The sequence below is a fragment of the Telluria mixta genome (assembly GCF_029223865.1).
Lineage (GTDB): Bacteria > Pseudomonadota > Gammaproteobacteria > Burkholderiales > Burkholderiaceae_D > Telluria > Telluria mixta.
Window position 1 is genome coordinate 4,147,021 of sequence record NZ_CP119520.1, and the last position, 19,781, is coordinate 4,166,801.

Below are 19,781 nucleotides of genomic sequence, written 5' to 3' on the forward strand. Positions count from 1 at the left end.
TTTTTTATTCGTAGTGCAGCGCCGCGGCCGGATCGAGGCGGCTCGCGCGCCAGCCCGGGTAGAGCGAGCACGCCAAGGATAGCAGATAGATAACGCCCATCGACAGGCCAACGGCCCCCGCGAACACGGGCCAGTTCAGCGTGTCGCCCAGTGCGCCCGTGAGCGGCAGCTGCACGAGCAGCACGAGGCCGACGCCCATCGCCAGGGACCCGAGCAGCAGTTGTTCCAGGACGATCTGGCGGTAGATGTCGGCGGCGCACGCGCCGATCGCACGGCGCAGGCCGATCTCGGGGATGCGCCGCGTCGTGTTCTGCCACAGCACGCCGAACAGGCCGAAGGCGACCATCACGAGCATGAACGTGCCGATCACGCCCGCCACGGCCAGTGGAATGAGCTGCTCCTTCAGCAGCGAGGCGCGCATCGATTGCAGCGGCGCGATCTGGTAGCCCCAGTCGTTGCGGACCGCCTTCAGCCGCTGGTTCAGCTTCGCCTCGAAGCCGCGTGGCGTGCCGGGCGCGACCCGCAGCAGGATCGTGCGCACGCGCGATTCCGTCGTGTGCGGCGTGAACCGCATGAGGACGAAGTTCGTCGGCACCATCAGCGGGCCCTGGTTGCGGAACGTGTCCACGATGCCGATCACGCGGAAGGTGCGCTTGATGCCGTAGTCGGTGCTCGTGTAGCGCTGGCCCAGCGCCGGCCCGCCCGGGAACATCTCGGCCGCCACGCGCCGGTTCACGACGGCGGGACGCGCGTCCTGGCCATCGTCGGCGGTGCTGAACCAGCGGCCGGCCACGAGCCGCATGCCGAGCACCTCCGGCAGGTCGTCGCTCGCTTCGATGGTATTGGTTTGCACGGCGGCGCCGGTCTGCGGCGAAGCGAACGTCGTGGTCCACGTCGAGCGGGTGTAGGGCGCATAGCTGGCAAAGCTCACGGCGCGCACTTCCGGCAGTTCGAGCAGGCTGCGGCGCAGCGTGTCGTAGACGTCCGGCGCGATGGACTTCGGTGGTGCCTCGCCCATCTGCATCTGCACGGACCACGTGTCGGTGCCGTCGAAGCCGACCGGTTCGCGGTACAGCTGCCAGTAGCGCAGCCCGAACGCGGCGACGCCGAACACGATGACGAAGGCGAGCAGGATTTCGAGGCTCAGCATCAGGTTCCTGGACTTGCGCTTCCAGGTCAGTCGCAACAAATGGCGCAGCATCACGCGGCTCCTTTCAGGGCATGGACGGGATCGAGGCGCGACATCTTCCACGCGGGGATCGCGCCGGACAGCAGGCCGAACACGAAGGCAAGCAGCATGCCGCAGCCGAACACGGTCGGGTTGATGTGGACTTCGAGGTACGGGATCAGCTGCGACGCTTCGAGCCACCACAGCACGCCCTGGGCGCACGCCAGGCCGAGCAGGCCGCCGGCAAGGCACAGCAGCACGTTCTCGACGACGAGCTGGCCCGCGAGCTGCAGGCTGGTGGCGCCGAACGCCTTGCGCACGCCGATCTCCGCGCTGCGTTCCATGATGCGGCCCATGTTCAGGTTGACGAGGTTCAGCGCGGGCAGCAGCATGAACACGAGCATGCCGCCCGCGATCATCATCAGGAGGCGGCTGCCGCCGGAATCGACGTGGCTCTCCCGGCCCTGGAGGGCGCGGGCGACGACGTCGAGCTTCGTGTCGGCCCAGAACGTCGTCTTGCCGAAGATCTGGTCGCCGACCGGCTGGATCGTCTTCGCGACGCGTTCGACGTCGGCGCGGATGCGCGGCAGGTCGGCGGGCGAGCGCGCCAGCAGCAGCGCGGCAAAGGTGCCAGTGTATTCGTCGCGGTAGTTCGACGACGGGAACGTGGCCAGCGGCGCCCAGATGTCGGCATACGCGTTGATGTGGATGACGTCCGCGACGACGCCGATGATCTCGAACGCCTGGCCGTCCACGCTGATGCGTTGTCCGACCGCGGCGCTGCCGGGGAACAGCTTGTGCGCGCTCGTCGCGTTGATGACGGCCACCATGCGGCCCAGGCGGTCGTCGTCCTCGATCGGCAGGCGGCCGGCCAGCAGCTTGAACTGCATGATCTTCCAGTAGTTCGCGTCGACGCGGCGCATGTCGAGCCGGCTCACGCGGTCGCCCTGGTAGACCGACACCTCGCTCGTCGTCGTGATGGCCGAGACGCGCTCCACGCTCTGCAGCGGCATGAGGTAGCGCGAGATCGTCTTGTAGCCCAGCAGGCCGGTGCGCGTGTTGGTGGGCAGCCCCTTGTCGTTGAAGGTCTCGCTGCGCATGCCGTACACCTGCAGCAGGCGGTCGCTTTTTCCCTCCACGCCGGTCGGCCAGAACGCCGTGTCGAGCAGGGCGCTGATCACCATCAGCACGACGAGCGTGAGCACGATGCACGCGAGGTTGATGGCCGTGAACAGCTTGCGGCGCATGAAGACCTTGTACGCGGTCAGCAGGTAGTTACGCAGCATGGAGATGCTCCGGCTGGACGAGCTGGCCGTCGAACACGCGCACGATGCGGCCGACCTGCGACGCCTCGCGCTCGTCGTGCGTGACCATCACGATGGTCGTGCCTTCCGCGTTCAGTTTCAGCAGGATGTCCATGATCTCGGCGCCCATCCGGCTGTCCAGGTTCCCCGTCGGCTCGTCCGCGAGCAGCACGTGCGGCTGGCCGACGATGGCGCGCGCGATGGCCACGCGCTGTTGCTGGCCGCCGGACAGCTGGTTCGGATAATGGTCCATGCGCGCGGAGAGGCCCACGCGGGCCAGCGCCTCGCGCGCAAGCCGGCGCCGCTCGCCGCCGGACATGCTGCGGTAGAGCAGGGGCAGTTCGACGTTGTCGATCACGCGCAGGTCCGGGATCAGGTGGAAGCTCTGGAAGATGAAGCCGAACGTCCGGTTGCGCAGCCTGGCCAGCTGGCGGTCGGCATAGCGCCTGATCGGGATGCCGTCCACGTCGATCGCGCCCTGGCTGGGCCGGTCGAGCAGGCCGATGAGGTTCAGCAGCGTGCTCTTGCCGCAGCCGCTGGGGCCCATCAGCGCGACGAATTCGCCCCGCTCGACGGTCAGCTCGATGTCCTTCAGGGCCAGCGTTTCCACCTTGTCGGTGCGGTAGGTCTTGCTCACCTGGGTCAGTCTGATCATGGTGCTCTCCGGGTTGGATTCAGTGGGTGATGCGGATGGTGTCGCGGTTCTTGAAGTCGGTGGTGTCGGAGACGATCACGCGCTCGCCCGCGCGGGCGCCGGCCGCGACCTCGACGACCTTGCCGTCGCCGGCGCCCAGGTCGAGGGTCGTCCTGCGCGCCACGCCGTCGTGCACGACGAACGCGGGCTGCGGGCCGCGGCCGTTGAACGCGGGGCCGCTGTCGACCACGAGCACGTTCGTGCGACGCTCGGTGACGACGGCGACGTCCACGCGCATCTTGTTACGCAGGTGCGGGTTGCGCGGTTGGGCCAGGTCGACGAGCAGCTTGATGGTGCCGTTCTGGATTTCGGGCAGGATCGTGTGGACGGTGCCGGCCATGACCTCGCCGTTCTGTTCCACGCGCACGGCCTGTCCCGGCGCGAGCTGGCGCGCGTGGAAGTCGGACAGCGTGGCCTCCACGCGGTAGTTGTTCAATTCGGAGACGCGCGCGACGAGCTGGCCCGCCGCCACGCTGGCGCCTTCTTCTTCCAGCAGCCAGGTGAGCATGCCGCCGAACGGGGCGCGAACGCGGGTGCGGTCCAGCAGCTGCTCCTGCTGCGCGATCTGCTTTTGCAGGATCGCCTTTTGCAGGTCGGCGGCGGCGATATTGGTGGCCGTCGTGCGGCGCGTCGCCTCGAGCAGCGCGCGCTGCTGGCGCAGCTGGATCTCCGTGCGCTTGACGTTCAGTTGCGCCGTCAGCAGGTTTTCGCCCGAGACGAGGCCGCTGCTGCGCAGCTTCTCGTTGCGTTCCAGGGTCGCGCGCGCGGCCTGCAGGTCGATCTCCAGCAATTCGAGGCTGCTGACGATCTGCGTGCGCTTCTGTTCCAGTTCCTGCCTGAGTGTCGCGATGCGGTTGTCCTGCTGCGCGAGCTGTTCCTTCAGCGCTTCCAGCGCGAGGCGGATGTCGCGGTCGTCCAGTTCCAGCAGCAGGTCGCCCGCTGCTACCGCTGCCCCGGCTTGGCGAGGACCTTCGCGACGCGGCTCGCGCCCGGACTCGCCACCACTTCCTCGTGCACGGGGATGACGACCCCGGCCGCGCCCACCGTGTTGTCCACGTTCCCGTGCCGGACCTCCGCGATGACGACGTCGGCGGCGGAGACGCCCGGACGCAGCGCGCGGTTCAGGCCCCACGCGGCGGCGCACAGGGCCCCGAGCACGAGGAGCGTGGACGCGAGCCGTATGCGGGTGCGGCGGCGGAGGATGTCGAGCGGGATGGCCTGGTCCATGATCAAAGCGGGCAGTGTGATGCTGCCTGTATTGCAAGCCGCGTGCCAGCAGGGTTTCCCTCTGGGGGCAAGTGGGAGCATTGCCCGCTGGCGGGCAGCGGTGTCCGGAAACGGACACTCGCCGTCGGGTTGCATAAACCCGCGCCACCTTCCATAATCGCCGACTCACCTGTCACTGTCCGCCCATGAACGATACCCTGGTCCTGCTGGGCTTTTCCACCACGCCGCTCGAACTGCTCGGCTTCGTCCTGTCCGTCGCGACGGTCGTCCTGACCATCCTGCGCAATCACTGGGGCTGGTTCTTCGCCATCGTGTCGTCGGCCACGTACGGCGTCGTGTTCTTCGACGCCCGCCTGTACGGCGATGCCGGCCTGCAGGGCGTGTTCATCGCCGCCTCGATCTGGGGCTGGTGGCAGTGGCTGCGCGGCGCCGAGGGCAAGCCGCTGCCCGTGACGCGCTTGTCGGGCGCCGGCTGGATCGCGGCGCTGCTCGGCTGGGCCGTCGGCTTCTTCGCGCTGTCGGCGTTCCTGAAGGCGTACACGGACACGGACGTGCCGCACATGGACGGCTTCCTCACCGCGGGCAGCCTGGTGGGCCAGCTGCTCACCGCGAAAAAGAAGATCGAGAACTGGCATACGTGGATCGTCGTCGACATCCTGTACGTGGGCCTGTACATCTACAAGGGCCTGCACCTGACGGCGATCCTGTACGCCGTGTTCGTCGTGCTGGCCGTGCTGGGCCTGCGCGCATGGACGAATGCGGCGCAGGACGCCGATATGCCGGTGGCCGAGGGCGCGCGATGACAGTTGCACGCGTGGCGCTGCTGGGCGCGGAATCGACGGGCAAGTCGACGCTGGCGCAGGCGCTGGCGGCGCGCTACGGCACGCTGTGGGTGCCGGAATACCTGCGCGAGTTCGTCGAGGTGAACGCGCGCGTGCCGCACGAGGACGACCAGCCCGGCATCGCGCGCACGCAGCGTGCGCGCGAGGAGCTGCTCGCGTGCGACCCGCGCGTGCGGGACTTCCTGTTCGTCGATACGACGCCGCTGATGACGGCCGTGTACAGCCGCATCTACTGGGGCCGCGTGCCGCCCGACCTGCTGGCGCTGGAAGCTGGGCACGACTACGCGTTCACGCTCGTCGCGGCGCCCGATCTGCCGTGGGTGCCGGACGGTTTGCAGCGCGAGTCGGAGGCGGTGAGGCAGCGCGTGCATGCGCAGCTCGTGGACGTGCTGGATGCGCGGCGGATTCCGTTCGCGCTGCTGACGGGGGAGCTGGAGGCGCGGATGGCGCAGGTGGAAGCGTTGATTGGCCCTCCCACCCGTCGTTCCCGCGAAAGCGGGAACCCATACTGAGCATCCGAAGTCACCTCAGTATGGATCCCCGCGTTCGCGGGATGACGGTTTTTAGGCTAACTCAGAAATCAAACTGCGCCGACGCCCGGAACGTCCTTGGCGCACCCGGCAGCAGATAGCCGCCCAGCGCCGGCGTCACGTCGCGCCAGTAGAACTTGTCGAACAGGTTCTCCACGCGTGCGCGCATCGTGACGTTCGTCGTGCCCCATTTCAGGCCGTACGACGCGCCCATGCCGAACACGTGATAGTCCGGCACGAACACGGTGTTCTCGACGTCGAACGCCTTCTTGCCCGAGTACTGCCACGTGCCGTCCAGCTTCAGGCCCGGGATCGCCGCCACGGCGTACTGCACCCATGCGGTCGACTTGAACGCGGGGACGTCCGTCACGCGCTTGCCGTCGACGCTCGCCTGGCCCGTGCCTTCCTGGCGCGTGTTCAGCGCCATCAGCGACACGCTCCAGTCCAGCGCCGGCGTCGCCTTGCCCTGCGCGGTCAGCTCGATGCCGCGGTGCGTTTCTTTACCGTTGCGCACGAACGTGTTGTTCGCATCCGTGTACTCCAGGCCCTGGCGGATCTGGAACAGTGCGGCCGACAGGTTGATGCCGTTGTCCAGCGCGGCCTTCGCGCCGATCTCGACCTGGCGCGAGCGCTGCGGGGCCAGCACCGCGTTCTCGTTCGTCGTCTGCATCGGCGCGATGCCGCCGTGCTGCAGGCCGTGGCTGACGGCGCCGTACACGTTCCAGTCGCGGGCGGGGCTGAACACGACGGCCACGCTCGGCAGCAGGAACGAATCGTTGCCGTGCACGTAACCGTTGATGTCGGGGACGTATTCGCTGCGCTTGATCTCGACGCGGCGCAGGCCCGCATGCAGGGTCCACTGGTCCGTCAGGCTCACGATGTCCTGGGCGAACAGGGCGCGTTCGTCGTCGCTGCGGCGCTCGAACACGGGGCCCGTCACGCGGTCTGCGGCGACGTGCGGCGTCACGAGCGGGTTCCAGATATTGCTGTAGCCGACGTAGTCGTAGACGTAGTCGCCGAAGCTGTCGTGGCGCTCCGCATACGACGCGCCGACGGTCAGCGCATGGCGGATTGCGCCGGTCGCGAACTTGCCCTGCACCTGCGCCTGCACGCCCCACGGCGACTTGCGCTCGCCCGTGCTCTGGTAGTCGTAGACGTCGTAGTCGCCGTTCGCGCAGTAGCCCGGATAATAGCCCGCGCCCTCGTTGCTGCAGCCGTACGGGAAGGCGGTGAAGTCGTCGCGCTTGAACCAGTGCTTGTTGCCGGACACCGTTGCGAGCCAGTCCGGCGCCAGCTTGTACTCGAAGCGCAGGCCGACGTTGCTGTCCTTCGTCGTGACGGGACGCGTCCACGGCTGGTCGTTCAGCAGCATCCTGGCCGACACGCCGGTCGGCAACGTCGTACCCTGGATCAGCTGGAAGCCGGGCGCCGTGATCTGGGCCTTGCGCTGGTAATCCATGTCCAGCTGCAGAAGCGCATCCGGCGTGATCTGCCAGTCGAAGGCGGCGGACACGAACTGGCGGTCGCCGTTCGCGCCGCGCACGTACGGATGCAGGTCGGCGGCGGCCGCGTTGATGCGGTAGCCGAAACGGCGGTCCTCGAAGCGGCCGCCCAGGTCCACGGTACCGTACAGGGTGCCGCGCTCGGACACTTCCACGGTCGCGGAGCGCAGCGGCGCATTCGTCGGGCGCTTGGTCACGTAGTTGACGATGCCGCCCGGCGTGGCGATGCCGGCCGTCAGGCCCGCGAGGCCTTTCAGCACTTCGATGCGTTCCTTGTTCTCCAGCGGGATCTGGGTGTCGCCCGGGATCGCGAAGCCGTCCTTGCGGTAGCTGTAGTTGTTGTCGAGGGCGAAGCCGCGGATCGAGAACTGCTCGGCATAGCCGACGGCGTTGTAGGCGTCGGCGACGGACGCGTCGAAGCGCATCGCCTCGGTCGTCGAACGGATCGACAGGTCCTGCATCTGCGTGCGGCCGATGGCGGTGATGGAGGCCGGTGTGTCGAACAGCGACGCTTCGCCGAACCCGCCGACGCTGGCGCGGTCGACGGCGATGAAGCGGTTGCCCGTCACGACGACTTCGGCGACGGGGCGGGTGTCTTGTACCTGCGCGTAGGCGACGTGCGCGTACGCTTGCATCAGCGCGCAGGCCAGGATGGAGTACTTCAGTTGACGGTTCATGGTTTGCTCGTTTTCGCGCGCCGGCAATGGGCGCGCTGCTTTTTTTAAAAGCCGGAGCCAACGGGGAGAAGGGCAAACAAGGATGGGAACTGCGTTGCGCTTTCCTTCGCTGGCATTATCCAGATCAGGTACGAAGGGTATCTCTCACCCGGGAAGCGAACTCCCAGGACCCCTAGCGAAGGCGCGAGTGTAGCACAGACGCGCCCCATGGTGGTGCGTCTGTCAATAGACATGTTGTAAAGCGAATGGTTCCCGCACGAGGCCAGCGTGACGTCGCCGGCCCCGTTCATGCGGATCAGGCCGGCTCGGGCACCGCCGCCGGATGCACCACATGCGCGCGCGCATGCAGCAGATGGCGCTGGATGACGGCGCGGGACGCGTCGCCGATCAGGCGCCAGTGCTCGCGCCGCAGCGCCGCGCGCTTGCGGTGCTTGGACGGCATCTCGGACAGCGGCTTCACGTAGAACGGCAGCGGGATCAGATAGCCGTCGCGGCCAGGCATCTCCTCGCCGCCGAGGATCTTCCAGAAGCCGTCATACGCGTTGGCGAAATGTTTTTCCGGATCGGGATCGTAGGCGATATGCGCGTCGCTGCGGATTGCGACCACTTTGTCCATGCCGAGCGCCAGTGCGATGCCCTGCATGGCTGCGAAGCAAAAGAAACTGGGCGAGTTGTTCGGGAAGACGCGCTCGAACGCTTCGAACGCGGCGCCGGAATCGATCCAGCGGCCCTGGTTGCGCGCGATGAACGCGACGACGGGCATGTCGACGCCCACCATGTCGCCTTCGAGCCAGCTGAAGGAGAGGCGGTGCAGGCATTTGCCGTCCGCGATGAGGGCGAGAGTCAGGTCGCCTTCGGCATTGCTGCGCGAGGCCATCTCGAGCTGGATCATGAAGGTGCTGCCGTCATCCTGGTGGTGCCACAGGGGCAGGCCGCGCTGGCCGTAGACGGCGTCCAGGTAGCCGTCGTTGAACGTCGTTTCCTCGAACCGGTAGTGGCTCAGCACGGCCTGCACGCGCTGGCGCGGACTCAAGCCCTTGATGAGGTAATCGCGGTGACTGAGGTGATGGAACAGGTCCTCGCTGGCGTCTTTCGCGACGTGGTTGCGGTAGACGCCGAGCTGGCACAGCGCGCGGTGGTCGCGGTAATACGCCAGCACGCGCAGGCTGCGCGCGATGCACAGCACCCACGACGACAGGCTGTGCTGGCGGCGACGGGCCATCCAGTGTTTGGTCAGGTGAGCGAAAATCATGATGCGCTCCGGGCAATCGTTATCGGTGAATTCGTCTTGTGTAGCTTGCTTAACGGGAATGAATCGTTCAGCAAGTCAAGATCGGAGCCTCCGATGCCCCATCCCGTTATCAATTCTTGTTTTCATGTCTCTCTTTTTATTAATCTTTTGTCAGGCAAGCGCCAGACGCAAGACTAGCACGATTGCCGCGCCGAACATCAAAATCCTGCTCGATAATTGAGTCAGACCGAACAAGATGAGGAGCGTGGCATGGTGTATGAACTTTTTTATTGGCCGAGCATCCAGGGCCGCGGCGAATTCGTGCGCCTGGCGCTGGAAGAAGCAGGGGTGCAGTACGTGGACGTGGCGCGCGAGCCGGGCGGCATGGGGCGCATGATCGCGGCGATGGACGGCGCCGACCACCCGTCGTTCGCGCCGCCGTTCCTGAAGGCGGGCGACGTGACGGTGGGCCAGACCGCCAACATCCTGATGTTCCTGGGCGAGCGCCACGGCCTGGCGCCGCAGGATGTGCAAGGTAAATTTTGGGTGAACCAGATCCAGCTGACCATTGCCGACCTGGTGGCCGAGACGCACGACACGCACCACCCGATCGCGACGTCGCTGTATTTCGAGGACCAGCGCCCGGAAGCGAAGCGCCGGTCGGCCGATTTCATCGACACGCGCATCCCGAAATTCTTCGACTGGTTCGAGAACATCCTGGCCCGGCCCGAGCCGAAGGATTATCTGCTGGGGGACACGGTCACGTATGCGGACTTGTCGCTGTTCCAGCTCGTCGCGGGCCTGCGCTACGCCTTCCCCAAGGCGCTGGGCCGCGTCGACGCGGGCTATCCGCTGCTGACGGCCCTGCACGACCGGGTGGCCGCACGGCCGCGCATCGCGGCCTATCTGAAATCGCCGCGGCGGATTCCCTTCAACGAGGAAGGGATCTTCCGCCACTATAAAGAGCTGGATAAATAAGCGCCGTCAGTCCCACGCCGGCGCGAAGTCGGGGCTGACGAGGCGCTCGCCCCGGTCCAGCGCATCGATGGCGGCGATGTCCTGCCGCGACAGGATCAGGTCGCGGGCCCGCAGGTTGCTCTCCAGGTTCGTACGCTGCGTCGACGACGGGATCACGGCATGGCCCTTCGCCATCGACCACGCCAGCGCCACCTGGGCCGGCGTCGCGCCGTGCGCCTGCGCGATGCGGGCGATGGTGGGGTCTTCCATCACCTTGCCGTAGGCGAGCGGCATGTACGCGGTCAGGTGGATGCCGGCATCGACCATGAACGCATCCAGCGCGCGGTTCTGCAGGAACGGATGCAGCTCGACCTGGTTCGTCGCGATGTTGTCCGCGCCCACGGCGGCGATGGCGTCGCGGAGCAGGGCGATCGGGAAGTTCGATACGCCGATGGCACGCGTCAGTCCGGCCTCGCGCGCGGCCAGCAGCGCTTCCATCGATTCCGCGACGGACACCGCGGCGCCGGGCGACGGCCAGTGGATCAGCGTGAGGTCGACATAGTCGGTACGCAGCTTGGCCAGGCTGTCTTCGAGGCTGGCGCGCAGGCGGCTTGCTGCCAGGTTCTCCGTCCAGATCTTGGTGGTGACGAAGACGTCGGCGCGGGGCACGCCGGATTCTGCCAGGGCTTGCCCGACCTCGGCCTCGTTGCCGTAGATCTGCGCCGTGTCGACGTGACGGTAGCCCAGGTCCAGGCCGGTGGCGACGGCATCGATGGCCTGTCGTTCCTTCAGGCGGAACGTGCCGAGGCCCAGTTGCGGAATAGTGTGCATGGTGTTTCCTTTCAATTCAATGCATGGCGACGGCGCGTTCGCCGCGGGTGGCGTGCTGCGGCGCCGGGTCGCGCCGGTCCAGCCAGCCGGCCAGCGTGGTGAGGGCGAGGGCGCCGATGACGATCAGGCCGCCGATCCACGGCGTGTGCATCAGGCCGAGGTGTGCGACGATCAGGCCACCGCCCCACGCGCCGATGGCGATGCCGACGTTGAACGCGGCGATGTTCAGGCCCGACGCGACGTCGACGGCACCGGGTGCATCGCGCTCGGCGCGCTGCACGACGTAAACCTGCAGGCCCGGCACGTTGCCGAAGGCGACGGCGCCCCAGGCCAGTACGGTGACGAGGACGGCGATCTTGTTCGCGGCCGTAAACTCCAGGACGAACAGCACGGCGGCCAGCAGCGCGAACACGATCTGCAGGGCGCGCACGGGGCCCTTGCGGTCCGCCAGCCTGCCGCCCCAGATATTGCCGAAGGCGACCGACACGCCGTACACGAGCATCACGAGGCCCACGCTGTTCGACGAGAAGCCGGCAACCTGTTCGAGGATCGGTGCAAGGTACGTAAAGGCGATGAACGAGCCGCCGTAGCCCAGGGTCGTCATCGCATACACGAGCAGCAGGCGCGGTTTCTTCAGCACCGACAGCTGCGTGAGGAGGCTCGACGGCTTGCTGCCGGCGATGCCGCGCGGGACGAGCAGGGCGATGCCGGCGAATGCGATCACGCCCAGCAGCGCGACGGCCAGGAACGTCATCTGCCAGCCGAAGTGCTGGCCGATGAACGTCCCGAGCGGCACGCCCGTCACGAGGGCCACGGTCAGGCCGCTGAACATCAGGGCGATGGCGCTGGCCGCTTTTTCCTTGGCCACGAGGCTCGTGGCGATCGTCGAACCGATCGAGAAGAAAACGCCGTGCGCGAGGCCCGTCAGCACGCGCGCGGCCATCAGGGCGGCGTAGCCGGGGGCCATCCACGCGGTCAGGTTACCGGCCGTGAACAGCAGCATGAGGCCGAGCAGCAGCGTCTTGCGCTGCATGCGGCCGGTGAGGGCGGTCAGCACCGGTGCGCCGATGGCGACGCCCAGCGCGTACAGGCTCACGAGCAGGCCGGCGGACGGCACGGATACATGCAGGCTGGATGCGATGGTGGGGATCAGGCCGACGATCACGAATTCCGTCGTGCCGATGGCGAAAGCGCTCAGTGTGAGGGCCCAAAGTGCGAGTGGCATATCGTTATCCTTAAAAAGCCGTCATCCCCGCGAAGGCGGGGATCCAAGTTCTGCGTGCGTCGTGGCGATGCTTGCGAAATTGGGCCCCCGCCTTCGCGGGGGCGACGTTGGTTGCGTCGAAGGTGCATTCTCTCCGGCCGGTCTACAAAGAAAAACCCGTCGCCGTACAATAGACTTTTGACCTGGGAGCAAAGATGCTGGACGTGGGCGCGTTGATTGCATTCGTCGCCGTGATCGACACGGGTTCGTTTTCCAACGCGGCGCAGCAACTGGGGCAGACGCCATCCGGCGTGTCGCGCACCATTGCGCGCCTGGAGCAGCAGCTCGGCATGACCCTCATCCACCGCACGACGCGCCGCCTCGACCTCACCGAGGAAGGCAGCTGGCTGCTGGCCCGCGCGCGCCGCATCCTCGCCGAGCTGGAAGAGACGGAATCGCAGGCCGCCCTCGCGCGTGCGCAACCCGCGGGCCTCGTGCGCGTGAACGCGGCGACGCCGACCCTGGACCACCTGATCGCGCCGCAGCTGGCGGCCTTTTTCGATGCGTACCCCCAGGTGCAGGTGGAACTCACGAGCGGCGAGACCGTCGTCGACCTGATCGAGGAAAAGGCCGACGTCGCCATCCGCATCGGCCACCTGGCCGACTCCACGCTGAATGCCCGCCGCCTGGGCCGCAGCCGCATCCGCGTGCTGGCCGCCCCCGGCTACCTCGAACGCCATGGCGTACCACAGCGCGTGGAAGACCTGGCAAAGCACCGCCTGGCCGGCTTCGTCGCGCCCGCGTCGCTGAACACGTGGCCGCTGCGCGCGGGAACCGAAGAAGGCTGGCGCATCGCGCCGCACGTGACGGCCACCAGCGGCGGGACCGTCCGCCACCTCGCGCTGCAGGGCGCGGGCATCGTCAGCCTGTCCGACTTTCTCACACGCGCCGACATCGCCGCGGGCCGCCTCGTGCCGGTGCTGGAGGAGGCGGCGCTGCCGTGGACCCAGCCCGTGTGGGCCGTGTTCTACAAGCAGGGCGCGCTGGCGCCGCGCGTAAAGGCGTTCGTCGACTTCCTGGCCGATCGGCTGGCCGGCGTGCTCGAACCCTGATCATTCACCCCAACAAGGAGACCGCATGACCATCACGACCTCGCACATCCTTCGTATCGCCGCATTCTCGGACGGCGACGCCGGCGGCAATCCGGCCGGCGTCTGGATCGGAGAGTCTCTCCCGCCGGCGGACGAGATGCAGCGCCTGGCCCACGCGGTCGGTTACTCGGAGACGGTGTTCGCGGCGCAGGAAGGGGAGGGCTGGCGCGTGCGCTATTTCTCGCCGGCGTTCGAAGTGCCGTTCTGCGGCCACGCGACGATCGCACTCGGCGCCGCACTGGCCCGGCGCGAGGGTGACGGCGTGTATGCCCTGGCCCTGAACGATGCCGGCATCACGGTCGAAGGACGGCGCGAAGGGGAACGGGTAGCCGCCGCGCTGCAATCGCCGCCGACGTGGAGCCGGCCGGCCACGCCGGAGCTTGTCGCGGAGGCATTGTTGTTGTTCGGTTACCACGATGCGGACCTCGACCCGCGCATTCCGCCCGGCCTCGCACACGCGGGCGCGAACCACCTCGTTCTGGCGCTGGCCAGCCGCGACCTGCTGGCCGCCATGCGCTACGACCTGGAGGCCGGCCGTGCGCTGATGGCGAAATACGGCCTGACGACGATCGTGCTGGCCTATGTTGAAACGCCGCAACGTTTTCATACCCGCAATCCATTCGCCATCGGGGGCGTCTACGAGGACCCGGCCACGGGTGCGGGGACGGCCGCGCTGGCCGGGTATTTACGCGACCTCGGCTGGCCGCACGGCGGCGCCATCGACGTCGTGCAGGGCGAGGACATGGGAATGCGGTCGTTATTGCATGCCGAAATCGGTCCGGAACAGGGCGGTTCGATCCGCGTTAGCGGGACGGCAAGAATGTTGGTGAAAGACTAATGAAATTGATCATGATTTATTGAAAATTGAAATAGGGGCAAAAGACACGCTTTTTCGACAAATTGTTAACCCCTGCAACGTTGATAAAGTTCAAAGCACGATACGTTTCTGAACATCAACACAGGAGTCAACATGGAAATGCGCCACCCCGGCGTTCTTCGCCCCGTCATGACAGCCCCCGCCGGGTTCGCGGGCAAGCCGACCGAACGCCTGCCCTTTACCATCCGCCGCGTCGACAACGAAGCCGACTTGTGGAAAGCCGTCCGCGTGCGTCACGCGGCCTATGCGCGCCACGTCCCGGACTTCGCGCGCCAGCTCGGCCAGCCCGAATCTTCTGACTACGGCGACGACGCAATCGTTTTCCTCGCCGAATCCAAGCTGGACGGCGCCCCGCTGGGCACGGCCCGCATGCAGACGAACCTGCATGAGACGCTGCACGTCGAAGAGTCCGTCGAGCTGCCCGACTGGCTGCGTGGCCAGCCCCTGGCCGAGATGAGTCGCCTGGGCGTGGACAACGGCCGTATCGGACGCATGGTCAAGACCGCGCTGTTGAAGGCCGGCGTCATGTATTGCCAGCAGAACGGCATCCACTGGGCGCTGGCGACGGGGCGCGCGCCGATCGACCGCCAGTACGAGCAGCTGACCTTCGTCGACGTCTTCCCGGAAGTGGGCTTCGTCCCGCTGCGCCACGTGGGCAATATTCCGCACCGGATCATGGCGTTCGACATCACGACGATCGAGGAACGCTGGACGGCCGCGCAGCACCCGCTGCTGAACTTCTTCTGCCACACGCACCATCCGGATATCGACGTCAGCGGCCGGGCCGGCGTGCGGCCGCCCCTGCCCAATGCGGGTCGTACGGGTGTTGTAAGGCAGGCATCGGATTGGCATGAACTTGTTGCCTGATCCATTAATTGCATGACGGCACTACTGTAAAGCTGTATCCTTGCGAGACAATAATGGCCGCCCGCGCCAACGGGCCGCATTACGAGCTTCGCAGATACTCATGCAATTCACATCATCCGGTCGCTGGAAACTGCCGGGCCTGGCGCAGTCGGCGCTTGACCTGACGTTCCGGACGTTCGCCTACTATCTGATTCCGATCGCGATCGGTGTCGTCTCGATCGTTGCCCTCGTGTGCTGGGACAGCCAGTATGTGTCGGGCAGCAGCGATGCGCGCGACATCCGCGTCCTGAAGGAAACGGCGCCGCTGAGCCCGCCCGCGGCGAACGCGCGCCTGCATGCCGCCGTCCCGGTGTCGTACTTCGACACGCATCTGTCCGAAGCTCCCGTGTGGTTCCGCTTCAGCACGCGGCCGCGTGCGACCGGCAGCATCGTCGGCGACGTGATCGAATTCCCGTCGCGCCACGCAGTCGATATTTCCTGCTGGGACGCCGCCACCCTGCAACCGCTCGGCACCGCCACGCGCGAGCAAAGCACACCGTATCTGCATCCTTCCAAGGCCGGCTTCGCCCTGCAGCTCACCGATCTGCCGCGCGAGATCCTGTGCCGCGGCACCTTCGCCGGCCCCGCGCGCGTCAACGTCGTGCAATGGCCGGAGACGCAATTCGACCTGTCCGTCGAGGGCTACCACCGCAAGTCGGGCCTGCTCGACGGCGGCATGATCGTGTTGTCGCTGTTCGTCCTGATCACGGCGCTCATCAACCGCCAGCCGCTGTACGTCCTGTTCTCCGGCTGGCTGCTCCTGAACCTGCGCATCGCCGGGCTGTCGGCCGGCTGGGACATCCAGTGGCTGGGCATGACCGTGCCGCCGCAATGGATGCTGCTGGGCCGCTCGCTGACGATCGCGCTGTACGGCGTGTCCACGCTCACGCTGTACCAGGCCCTGTTCCGCGAGGAGCTCGTCAAGACGCGCTGGGCGATCCCGCTGCGCATCACGCAATGGGCGTGCATCCCGCTGCTCGTCGGTGCCGTCACCATGCCGTACGGGACGTTCCTGCCGATGCTGTGGGTCATCATGGCCTTCGGCTTCTCGCTGATGACGCTGGGCCTCGTCTCGATCATCATCCGTTCGCGCAACCGCGTGGCGGGCTGGTTCGCGGCGTCGTTCGCGCTGACCTATGTCGCTTCGCTGGCGGAGGTCGTGTCGGCGGCGCTCGGCATGCACCAGGTGCTGAACGTGATCAACAGCGTGACCGCGGCGCTCGCATCGAGCCTGCTGGCCGCGCTGGCCGTGGCCGAGCAGATGCGCATCGAAACGCAGAAGCGCCGCGAAGCCCAGGAAAAGCTGGAGCACGCCTACGAGGCGATGCCCGTCGGCCTGTTCACGCTCGATATGTACGGCAACATCGTGAGCGCCAACCCGGCCATGCGCAAGATGCTGGGCATCACCGAGATCGTTTCGGGACGCACGTCGTGGAAGCAGTTCTTCGCCGACAGCCTGTGGACGGAACTGCTGGAACAGGTGCACCTGCGCAGCGACGCCGAGATGCAGATCGCCAGCCGCGACGGCGCCCAGCGCTTCATGGTCAGCGCCACGCTCGCGCGCGGCCGCGTGGAAGCCGTGCTGCAGGACGTCACCGAGCAATACCAGGCCACCGAGCAACTGCGCTTCATGGCCAACAACGACCCGCTCACCAAGGTCTTCAACCGGCGCGGCATCGAAAAGATGTTCGAGGGCGCGGCCCAGCTGCTCAACGCGGGCAAGCCGCTGGCGCTGGCCTACATCGATCTCGACCGTTTTAAACTGATCAACGACCTGTTCGGCCACGCGGCCGGCGATGAAGTGCTGAAGCAGGTGTGCGAACGCATGGAGCTGACCCTCGCCGGCGGCCAGAAGATCGGGCGCGTGGGTGGCGACGAATTCGTCATCGTCATGCCGGACACCGCGATCCCGCTGGCGTCGCTGATCTGCCGCGGCATCGTCGACCGCATCGGCGGCACGCCGTACCGCGTGGGCGACAAGGCGTTCCACGTGCGCGGCTCCGTCGGCCTGATCGAAGTGTCGCCGGGCATGCCGATGAAGGATGCCGTGTCGACCGCCGACCGCGCCTGCCGCGAGGCGAAGGACGGCCACCACGAAGGTCTCGTCGTGTACGAACGCGGCTCGAACGCGTTCCAGGAGCGTGCCAACGAACTGAACCTGGTCGCGCGCCTGTCCGGTCCCGACGCCACCGAGGGCATGTTCCTCGAGATGCAGCCGATCATGTCGCTCTCCGCGCCGTACGAATCGCTGAACTTCGAAGTGCTGCTGCGCATGCGCGAGGCGGACGGCCGCGTGGCCCCGGCCGGTCCCCTGATCGCCGCCGCCGAAAAGAGCGGACGCGCCGGCGTGATCGACCGCTGGGTGCTGTCGACCACGCTGTCGTGGATCGAGGATAACCTGGAATCGCTGACCAACACGCGCTTCGTGTGCATGAACCTGTCCGGCGCGTCGCTCAACGACGAGCGCTTCGTGCAGGACACGCTGGAAATCCTGGCGCGCTACACGCACGTGGCGAGCCGCCTGTGCATGGAGATCACGGAAAGCGTGGCGCTGCACGACCTGGACAACACGCGCCGCTTCATCGACCAGGTGCGCAATTTCGGCGTGAAGGTGGCGCTGGACGATTTCGGCGCGGGTTACACGTCGTTCTCGTACCTGAAGGAGCTGCCGGCGGACGTGCTCAAGATCGACGGCAACTTCATCGTCAACATCAACGCCCACCCGGCCAACGTGGCCATCGTGGAAGCGATCGTCAACCTGGCCGGCAACCTGGGCATGCGCACGATCGCGGAGTGGGCCGAGGACGCCGCCACGATCCGCACGCTGGCGGAGATCGGCGTCGACTACGTGCAGGGCTATGCTGTGGCGCGCTCGCAGCCGCCGGAAAAACTGCTGGCCGCGAGTTCATCGGCCAGCTTCATCCAGGGCGACGATGTGCTGCAGCTCGTGCGTACGCTGGGTGCGTCGGCCAACGAGCCGGAACTCCTCGGGTTTGCGCCGTACGACGAGCACCTGTTTTAATTCAGACCCGCCAGGCGCGGGCGCGCATCGTGCAGCATCAGCATGCGCCGTGCCTCCTTCAAGGTGGCGATGTCGCGCGCCAGCTTCACCGGCGCCGCGAGATTCGGCTTCTTCCACGCCACGCGCGGCAGCTCGGCCGCGGGCAGCACGTGGCGCTGCGCCGGCAACGGGCCGGTGTCGCGCGACACGGGCGTAGAGACCGAACCGGACGCGCAGGGCTGGTCCGTCAGCGTGATGTGACCGTTGCTGTCCACACATTTGACGATCTCGCCGGCCAGTGCCGGCGCCGCCAGAACCGCGGCGGCGATCATGCTCAGCAGTCTAACTGGGCGTTTCATGATGTTCTCCTGTGCTAGGTTCCCATCGTGCCCGGTGCGGCCGCCTGCCTCTGTTCGCTGACTCACCCAGTGCGCATGTCCGCTTCCAGCACCGTCGTGACGCGCGTCTCTTCGCGATGCGCCCGCGCGCACATCACGACGCCCGCGATGAGCAGCATCAGCGCCAGCGCTTCGAGCGGTGCCGGCCAGCGGCCCTCCCACAGGTAGCCGTACAGCGACGCGAAGATGGTCTCGAACACGATCATCTGCCCCGTGAGCGCGAGCGGCAGCGCGCGGCTCGCGACATTCCACAAGCCGTTGCCGAGCACGGAACAGAACAGCGCCATCGCGCCGATGAGGCCAAGGAAGCGCAGCCAGTCCGTGTGCGCGTGGACGAACGTGTCGCCATGAAATGCTGGCACGGCCAGCACGATGGCTTCGAGGCCCGTGACGACGCCCGTCAGCAGGCTCCAGTCCTGCGCCGACACATGGTCGAGCCGGGCCAGCCAGCGGCTGTTGGTGACGGCATACGCCGTCCACGACACGAGTGCGCCAGCTGCGCACAGCAGGCCCGTCAACGAGCCCCAGCCGGACGTTACCAGCGATTGCCAGCTGATGCAGAGGAGCCCGGCCGTGCTGCAGGCCAGCGAGGGAAGCAGCTCGCGCAAGGTGGGAGAATGCCGCTCGCGGCTGCCGACGAGCGTGACGGCAAGCGGCAGCAGGCCGATCACGAAGGCGGTCATCGCGACGCCCCCGGTCTGCACCGCCTTGGCCAGCAGCACGTAGTACAGGATGTTGCCGATGAAGCTGAGCCAGGCGAGGGCTCGCCACTCGCGCCACCCGAGCGCGCCCTTCAGCCGGCGCCAGGACGGCGCCACGAGCACGGCGGCGACGAGCCCGTAGGCAAGATAGCGCCCGGCGGACAATTGCAGCGGCGGAAAATCGGCGGCCAGCCTGGGTGCGAGGAAGACGAGGCCCCAGAACGCGCCGGCGACGATGCCGGCCGCGATGCCGAGGAGGGTTTTGTTCGTGGTCACGGGGATGCTCCAGATGCGGAAAGCATCCATTGTCGGGGGAGGGAGGAGGGGAGTCTTGGCGGGAACTACTGGCGATTTGACCGGGTCTCTCAGCAGACGCCGCCTTTTGCGAATTCTTTCAGTCCGTAGCCGATCAGTTGCCCGGCGAGGCAGACGGCTACGATCAGGAAGGCGATGATGGCCAGTAAAACGGTTGCGATCTTTTTTGCTCTCATTCCTGACAGTTGCGTTCGGTCTTTACTTGTCGCGAGGATAGCATTTTTCGTACACTCGACTTAGCGGTGTCCCGCTGTCGGCCAGAAGT

The 19,781-nt window shown here is 66.8% G+C and carries 19 protein-coding genes and 1 riboswitch; of the genes, 7 read left to right on the plus strand and 12 right to left on the minus strand.

The genetic code is table 11. The annotated features are described in order from the left end of the window. Positions 1–4: 4 nt before the first annotated feature. From P0M04_RS18465 to P0M04_RS18485, 5 genes are all read right to left on the minus strand, one after another. Positions 5–1,201 (minus strand): ABC transporter permease, encoded by a 1,197-nt coding sequence (locus P0M04_RS18465; protein ID WP_259447634.1) that lies wholly within the window; start codon positions 1,199–1,201, stop codon positions 5–7. Further along, the gene (locus P0M04_RS18470; RefSeq protein WP_259447633.1) at positions 1,201–2,454 is read right to left on the minus strand and encodes an ABC transporter permease; all 1,254 of its coding nucleotides are present in this window, start codon (positions 2,452–2,454) and stop codon (positions 1,201–1,203) included. The genes P0M04_RS18465 and P0M04_RS18470 overlap by 1 nt, the downstream gene beginning before the upstream one ends. Then, positions 2,444–3,127 (minus strand): ABC transporter ATP-binding protein, encoded by a 684-nt coding sequence (locus tag P0M04_RS18475; RefSeq protein WP_259447632.1) that lies wholly within the window; start codon positions 3,125–3,127, stop codon positions 2,444–2,446. Before P0M04_RS18475 ends, P0M04_RS18470 begins: the two co-directional genes overlap by 11 nt. A gap of 19 nt (positions 3,128–3,146) precedes the next feature. Further along, a complete protein-coding gene (locus P0M04_RS18480) occupies positions 3,147–3,956 on the minus strand; it encodes an efflux RND transporter periplasmic adaptor subunit (RefSeq protein WP_259447631.1) in 810 nt (269 codons plus the stop codon). Between the two features lie 152 nt (positions 3,957–4,108). Further along, positions 4,109–4,393 (minus strand): hypothetical protein, encoded by a 285-nt coding sequence (locus tag P0M04_RS18485; protein WP_259447630.1) that lies wholly within the window; start codon positions 4,391–4,393, stop codon positions 4,109–4,111. Positions 4,394–4,578: 185 nt separating this feature from the next. Here P0M04_RS18485 and pnuC point away from each other — a divergent pair, with 185 nt between their 5' ends. Together pnuC and P0M04_RS18495 are read left to right on the plus strand one after the other, a co-directional pair. Then, positions 4,579–5,196: a nicotinamide riboside transporter PnuC gene (gene pnuC / locus P0M04_RS18490; RefSeq protein WP_259447629.1), complete on the plus strand. Its 618-nt coding sequence runs from the start codon at positions 4,579–4,581 to the stop codon at positions 5,194–5,196. Next, entirely contained in the window at positions 5,193–5,747 is a 555-nt protein-coding gene (locus P0M04_RS18495; protein ID WP_259447628.1) for an AAA family ATPase, read from the plus strand. The genes pnuC and P0M04_RS18495 overlap by 4 nt, the downstream gene beginning before the upstream one ends. Positions 5,748–5,808: 61 nt before the next feature. Here the strand turns inward: P0M04_RS18495 and P0M04_RS18500 are convergent, their stop codons facing one another. Together P0M04_RS18500 and P0M04_RS18505 are read right to left on the minus strand one after the other, a co-directional pair. Then, the gene (locus P0M04_RS18500) at positions 5,809–7,944 is read right to left on the minus strand and encodes a TonB-dependent siderophore receptor (protein ID WP_259447627.1); all 2,136 of its coding nucleotides are present in this window, start codon (positions 7,942–7,944) and stop codon (positions 5,809–5,811) included. A gap of 84 nt (positions 7,945–8,028) precedes the next feature. Then, positions 8,029–8,128, minus strand: a riboswitch (TPP riboswitch). A gap of 111 nt (positions 8,129–8,239) precedes the next feature. After that, positions 8,240–9,196: a DUF535 family protein gene (locus P0M04_RS18505; RefSeq protein ID WP_259447626.1), complete on the minus strand. Its 957-nt coding sequence runs from the start codon at positions 9,194–9,196 to the stop codon at positions 8,240–8,242. Positions 9,197–9,445: 249 nt separating this feature from the next. Here P0M04_RS18505 and P0M04_RS18510 point away from each other — a divergent pair, with 249 nt between their 5' ends. Then, positions 9,446–10,153 carry a glutathione S-transferase gene (locus P0M04_RS18510; RefSeq protein ID WP_259447625.1) on the plus strand — a complete coding sequence of 236 codons (708 nt, stop codon included), beginning with the start codon at positions 9,446–9,448 and terminating at the stop codon, positions 10,151–10,153. 6 nt (positions 10,154–10,159) lie between these two features. Here P0M04_RS18510 and dkgB read toward each other — a convergent pair whose 3' ends face one another. Together dkgB and P0M04_RS18520 are read right to left on the minus strand one after the other, a co-directional pair. Further along, entirely contained in the window at positions 10,160–10,963 is an 804-nt protein-coding gene (gene dkgB, locus P0M04_RS18515) for a 2,5-didehydrogluconate reductase DkgB (RefSeq protein ID WP_259447624.1), read from the minus strand. A gap of 16 nt (positions 10,964–10,979) precedes the next feature. Beyond that, positions 10,980–12,188 (minus strand): MFS transporter, encoded by a 1,209-nt coding sequence (locus P0M04_RS18520; protein ID WP_259447623.1) that lies wholly within the window; start codon positions 12,186–12,188, stop codon positions 10,980–10,982. A 194-nt stretch (positions 12,189–12,382) separates the two neighbouring features. On the opposite strand from P0M04_RS18520, the gene P0M04_RS18525 reads away from it, so the two are divergent. From P0M04_RS18525 to P0M04_RS18540, 4 genes are all read left to right on the plus strand, one after another. Then, the gene (locus tag P0M04_RS18525; protein WP_259447622.1) at positions 12,383–13,279 is read left to right on the plus strand and encodes a LysR family transcriptional regulator; all 897 of its coding nucleotides are present in this window, start codon (positions 12,383–12,385) and stop codon (positions 13,277–13,279) included. A gap of 25 nt (positions 13,280–13,304) precedes the next feature. Beyond that, a complete protein-coding gene (locus P0M04_RS18530; RefSeq protein WP_259447621.1) occupies positions 13,305–14,156 on the plus strand; it encodes a PhzF family phenazine biosynthesis protein in 852 nt (283 codons plus the stop codon). A gap of 132 nt (positions 14,157–14,288) precedes the next feature. Then, positions 14,289–15,062: a hypothetical protein gene (locus tag P0M04_RS18535; RefSeq protein WP_259447620.1), complete on the plus strand. Its 774-nt coding sequence runs from the start codon at positions 14,289–14,291 to the stop codon at positions 15,060–15,062. Positions 15,063–15,162: 100 nt separating this feature from the next. Next, complete coding sequence (locus tag P0M04_RS18540; RefSeq protein WP_259447619.1) at positions 15,163–18,123, plus strand: putative bifunctional diguanylate cyclase/phosphodiesterase; 2,961 nt, start codon at positions 15,163–15,165, stop codon at positions 18,121–18,123. Here P0M04_RS18540 and P0M04_RS18545 read toward each other — a convergent pair. The 3 genes from P0M04_RS18545 to P0M04_RS18555 form a co-directional block, all read right to left on the minus strand. Then, positions 18,120–18,461 (minus strand): DUF4124 domain-containing protein, encoded by a 342-nt coding sequence (locus P0M04_RS18545; RefSeq protein WP_259447618.1) that lies wholly within the window; start codon positions 18,459–18,461, stop codon positions 18,120–18,122. The two genes, P0M04_RS18540 and P0M04_RS18545, sit on opposite strands and share 4 nt — an antisense overlap. A gap of 62 nt (positions 18,462–18,523) precedes the next feature. Further along, positions 18,524–19,477, minus strand: a complete 954-nt coding sequence (locus P0M04_RS18550; protein WP_259447617.1) for a DMT family transporter — start codon at positions 19,475–19,477, stop codon at positions 18,524–18,526. 89 nt (positions 19,478–19,566) lie between these two features. Then, complete coding sequence (locus P0M04_RS18555; RefSeq protein ID WP_259447616.1) at positions 19,567–19,692, minus strand: hypothetical protein; 126 nt, start codon at positions 19,690–19,692, stop codon at positions 19,567–19,569. Positions 19,693–19,781: the final 89 nt, after the last annotated feature.

What these genes read in the sequence shown, in the direction of transcription:
- P0M04_RS18465 (WP_259447634.1), bottom strand. Translation starts at nt 1,201, where the DNA reads ATGCTGCGCCATTTGTTGCGACTGACCTGGAAGCGCAAGTCCAGGAAC.
- P0M04_RS18470 (WP_259447633.1), bottom strand. Translation starts at nt 2,454, where the DNA reads ATGCTGCGTAACTACCTGCTGACCGCGTACAAGGTCTTCATGCGCCGC.
- P0M04_RS18475 (WP_259447632.1), bottom strand. Translation starts at nt 3,127, where the DNA reads ATGATCAGACTGACCCAGGTGAGCAAGACCTACCGCACCGACAAGGTG.
- P0M04_RS18485 (WP_259447630.1), bottom strand. Translation starts at nt 4,393, where the DNA reads ATGGACCAGGCCATCCCGCTCGACATCCTCCGCCGCCGCACCCGCATA.
- pnuC (WP_259447629.1), top strand. Translation starts at nt 4,579, where the DNA reads ATGAACGATACCCTGGTCCTGCTGGGCTTTTCCACCACGCCGCTCGAA.
- P0M04_RS18495 (WP_259447628.1), top strand. Translation starts at nt 5,193, where the DNA reads ATGACAGTTGCACGCGTGGCGCTGCTGGGCGCGGAATCGACGGGCAAG.
- P0M04_RS18500 (WP_259447627.1), bottom strand. Translation starts at nt 7,944, where the DNA reads ATGAACCGTCAACTGAAGTACTCCATCCTGGCCTGCGCGCTGATGCAA.
- P0M04_RS18505 (WP_259447626.1), bottom strand. Translation starts at nt 9,196, where the DNA reads ATGATTTTCGCTCACCTGACCAAACACTGGATGGCCCGTCGCCGCCAG.
- P0M04_RS18510 (WP_259447625.1), top strand. Translation starts at nt 9,446, where the DNA reads ATGGTGTATGAACTTTTTTATTGGCCGAGCATCCAGGGCCGCGGCGAA.
- dkgB (WP_259447624.1), bottom strand. Translation starts at nt 10,963, where the DNA reads ATGCACACTATTCCGCAACTGGGCCTCGGCACGTTCCGCCTGAAGGAA.
- P0M04_RS18520 (WP_259447623.1), bottom strand. Translation starts at nt 12,188, where the DNA reads ATGCCACTCGCACTTTGGGCCCTCACACTGAGCGCTTTCGCCATCGGC.
- P0M04_RS18525 (WP_259447622.1), top strand. Translation starts at nt 12,383, where the DNA reads ATGCTGGACGTGGGCGCGTTGATTGCATTCGTCGCCGTGATCGACACG.
- P0M04_RS18530 (WP_259447621.1), top strand. Translation starts at nt 13,305, where the DNA reads ATGACCATCACGACCTCGCACATCCTTCGTATCGCCGCATTCTCGGAC.
- P0M04_RS18535 (WP_259447620.1), top strand. Translation starts at nt 14,289, where the DNA reads ATGGAAATGCGCCACCCCGGCGTTCTTCGCCCCGTCATGACAGCCCCC.
- P0M04_RS18540 (WP_259447619.1), top strand. Translation starts at nt 15,163, where the DNA reads ATGCAATTCACATCATCCGGTCGCTGGAAACTGCCGGGCCTGGCGCAG.
- P0M04_RS18545 (WP_259447618.1), bottom strand. Translation starts at nt 18,461, where the DNA reads ATGAAACGCCCAGTTAGACTGCTGAGCATGATCGCCGCCGCGGTTCTG.
- P0M04_RS18555 (WP_259447616.1), bottom strand. Translation starts at nt 19,692, where the DNA reads ATGAGAGCAAAAAAGATCGCAACCGTTTTACTGGCCATCATCGCCTTC.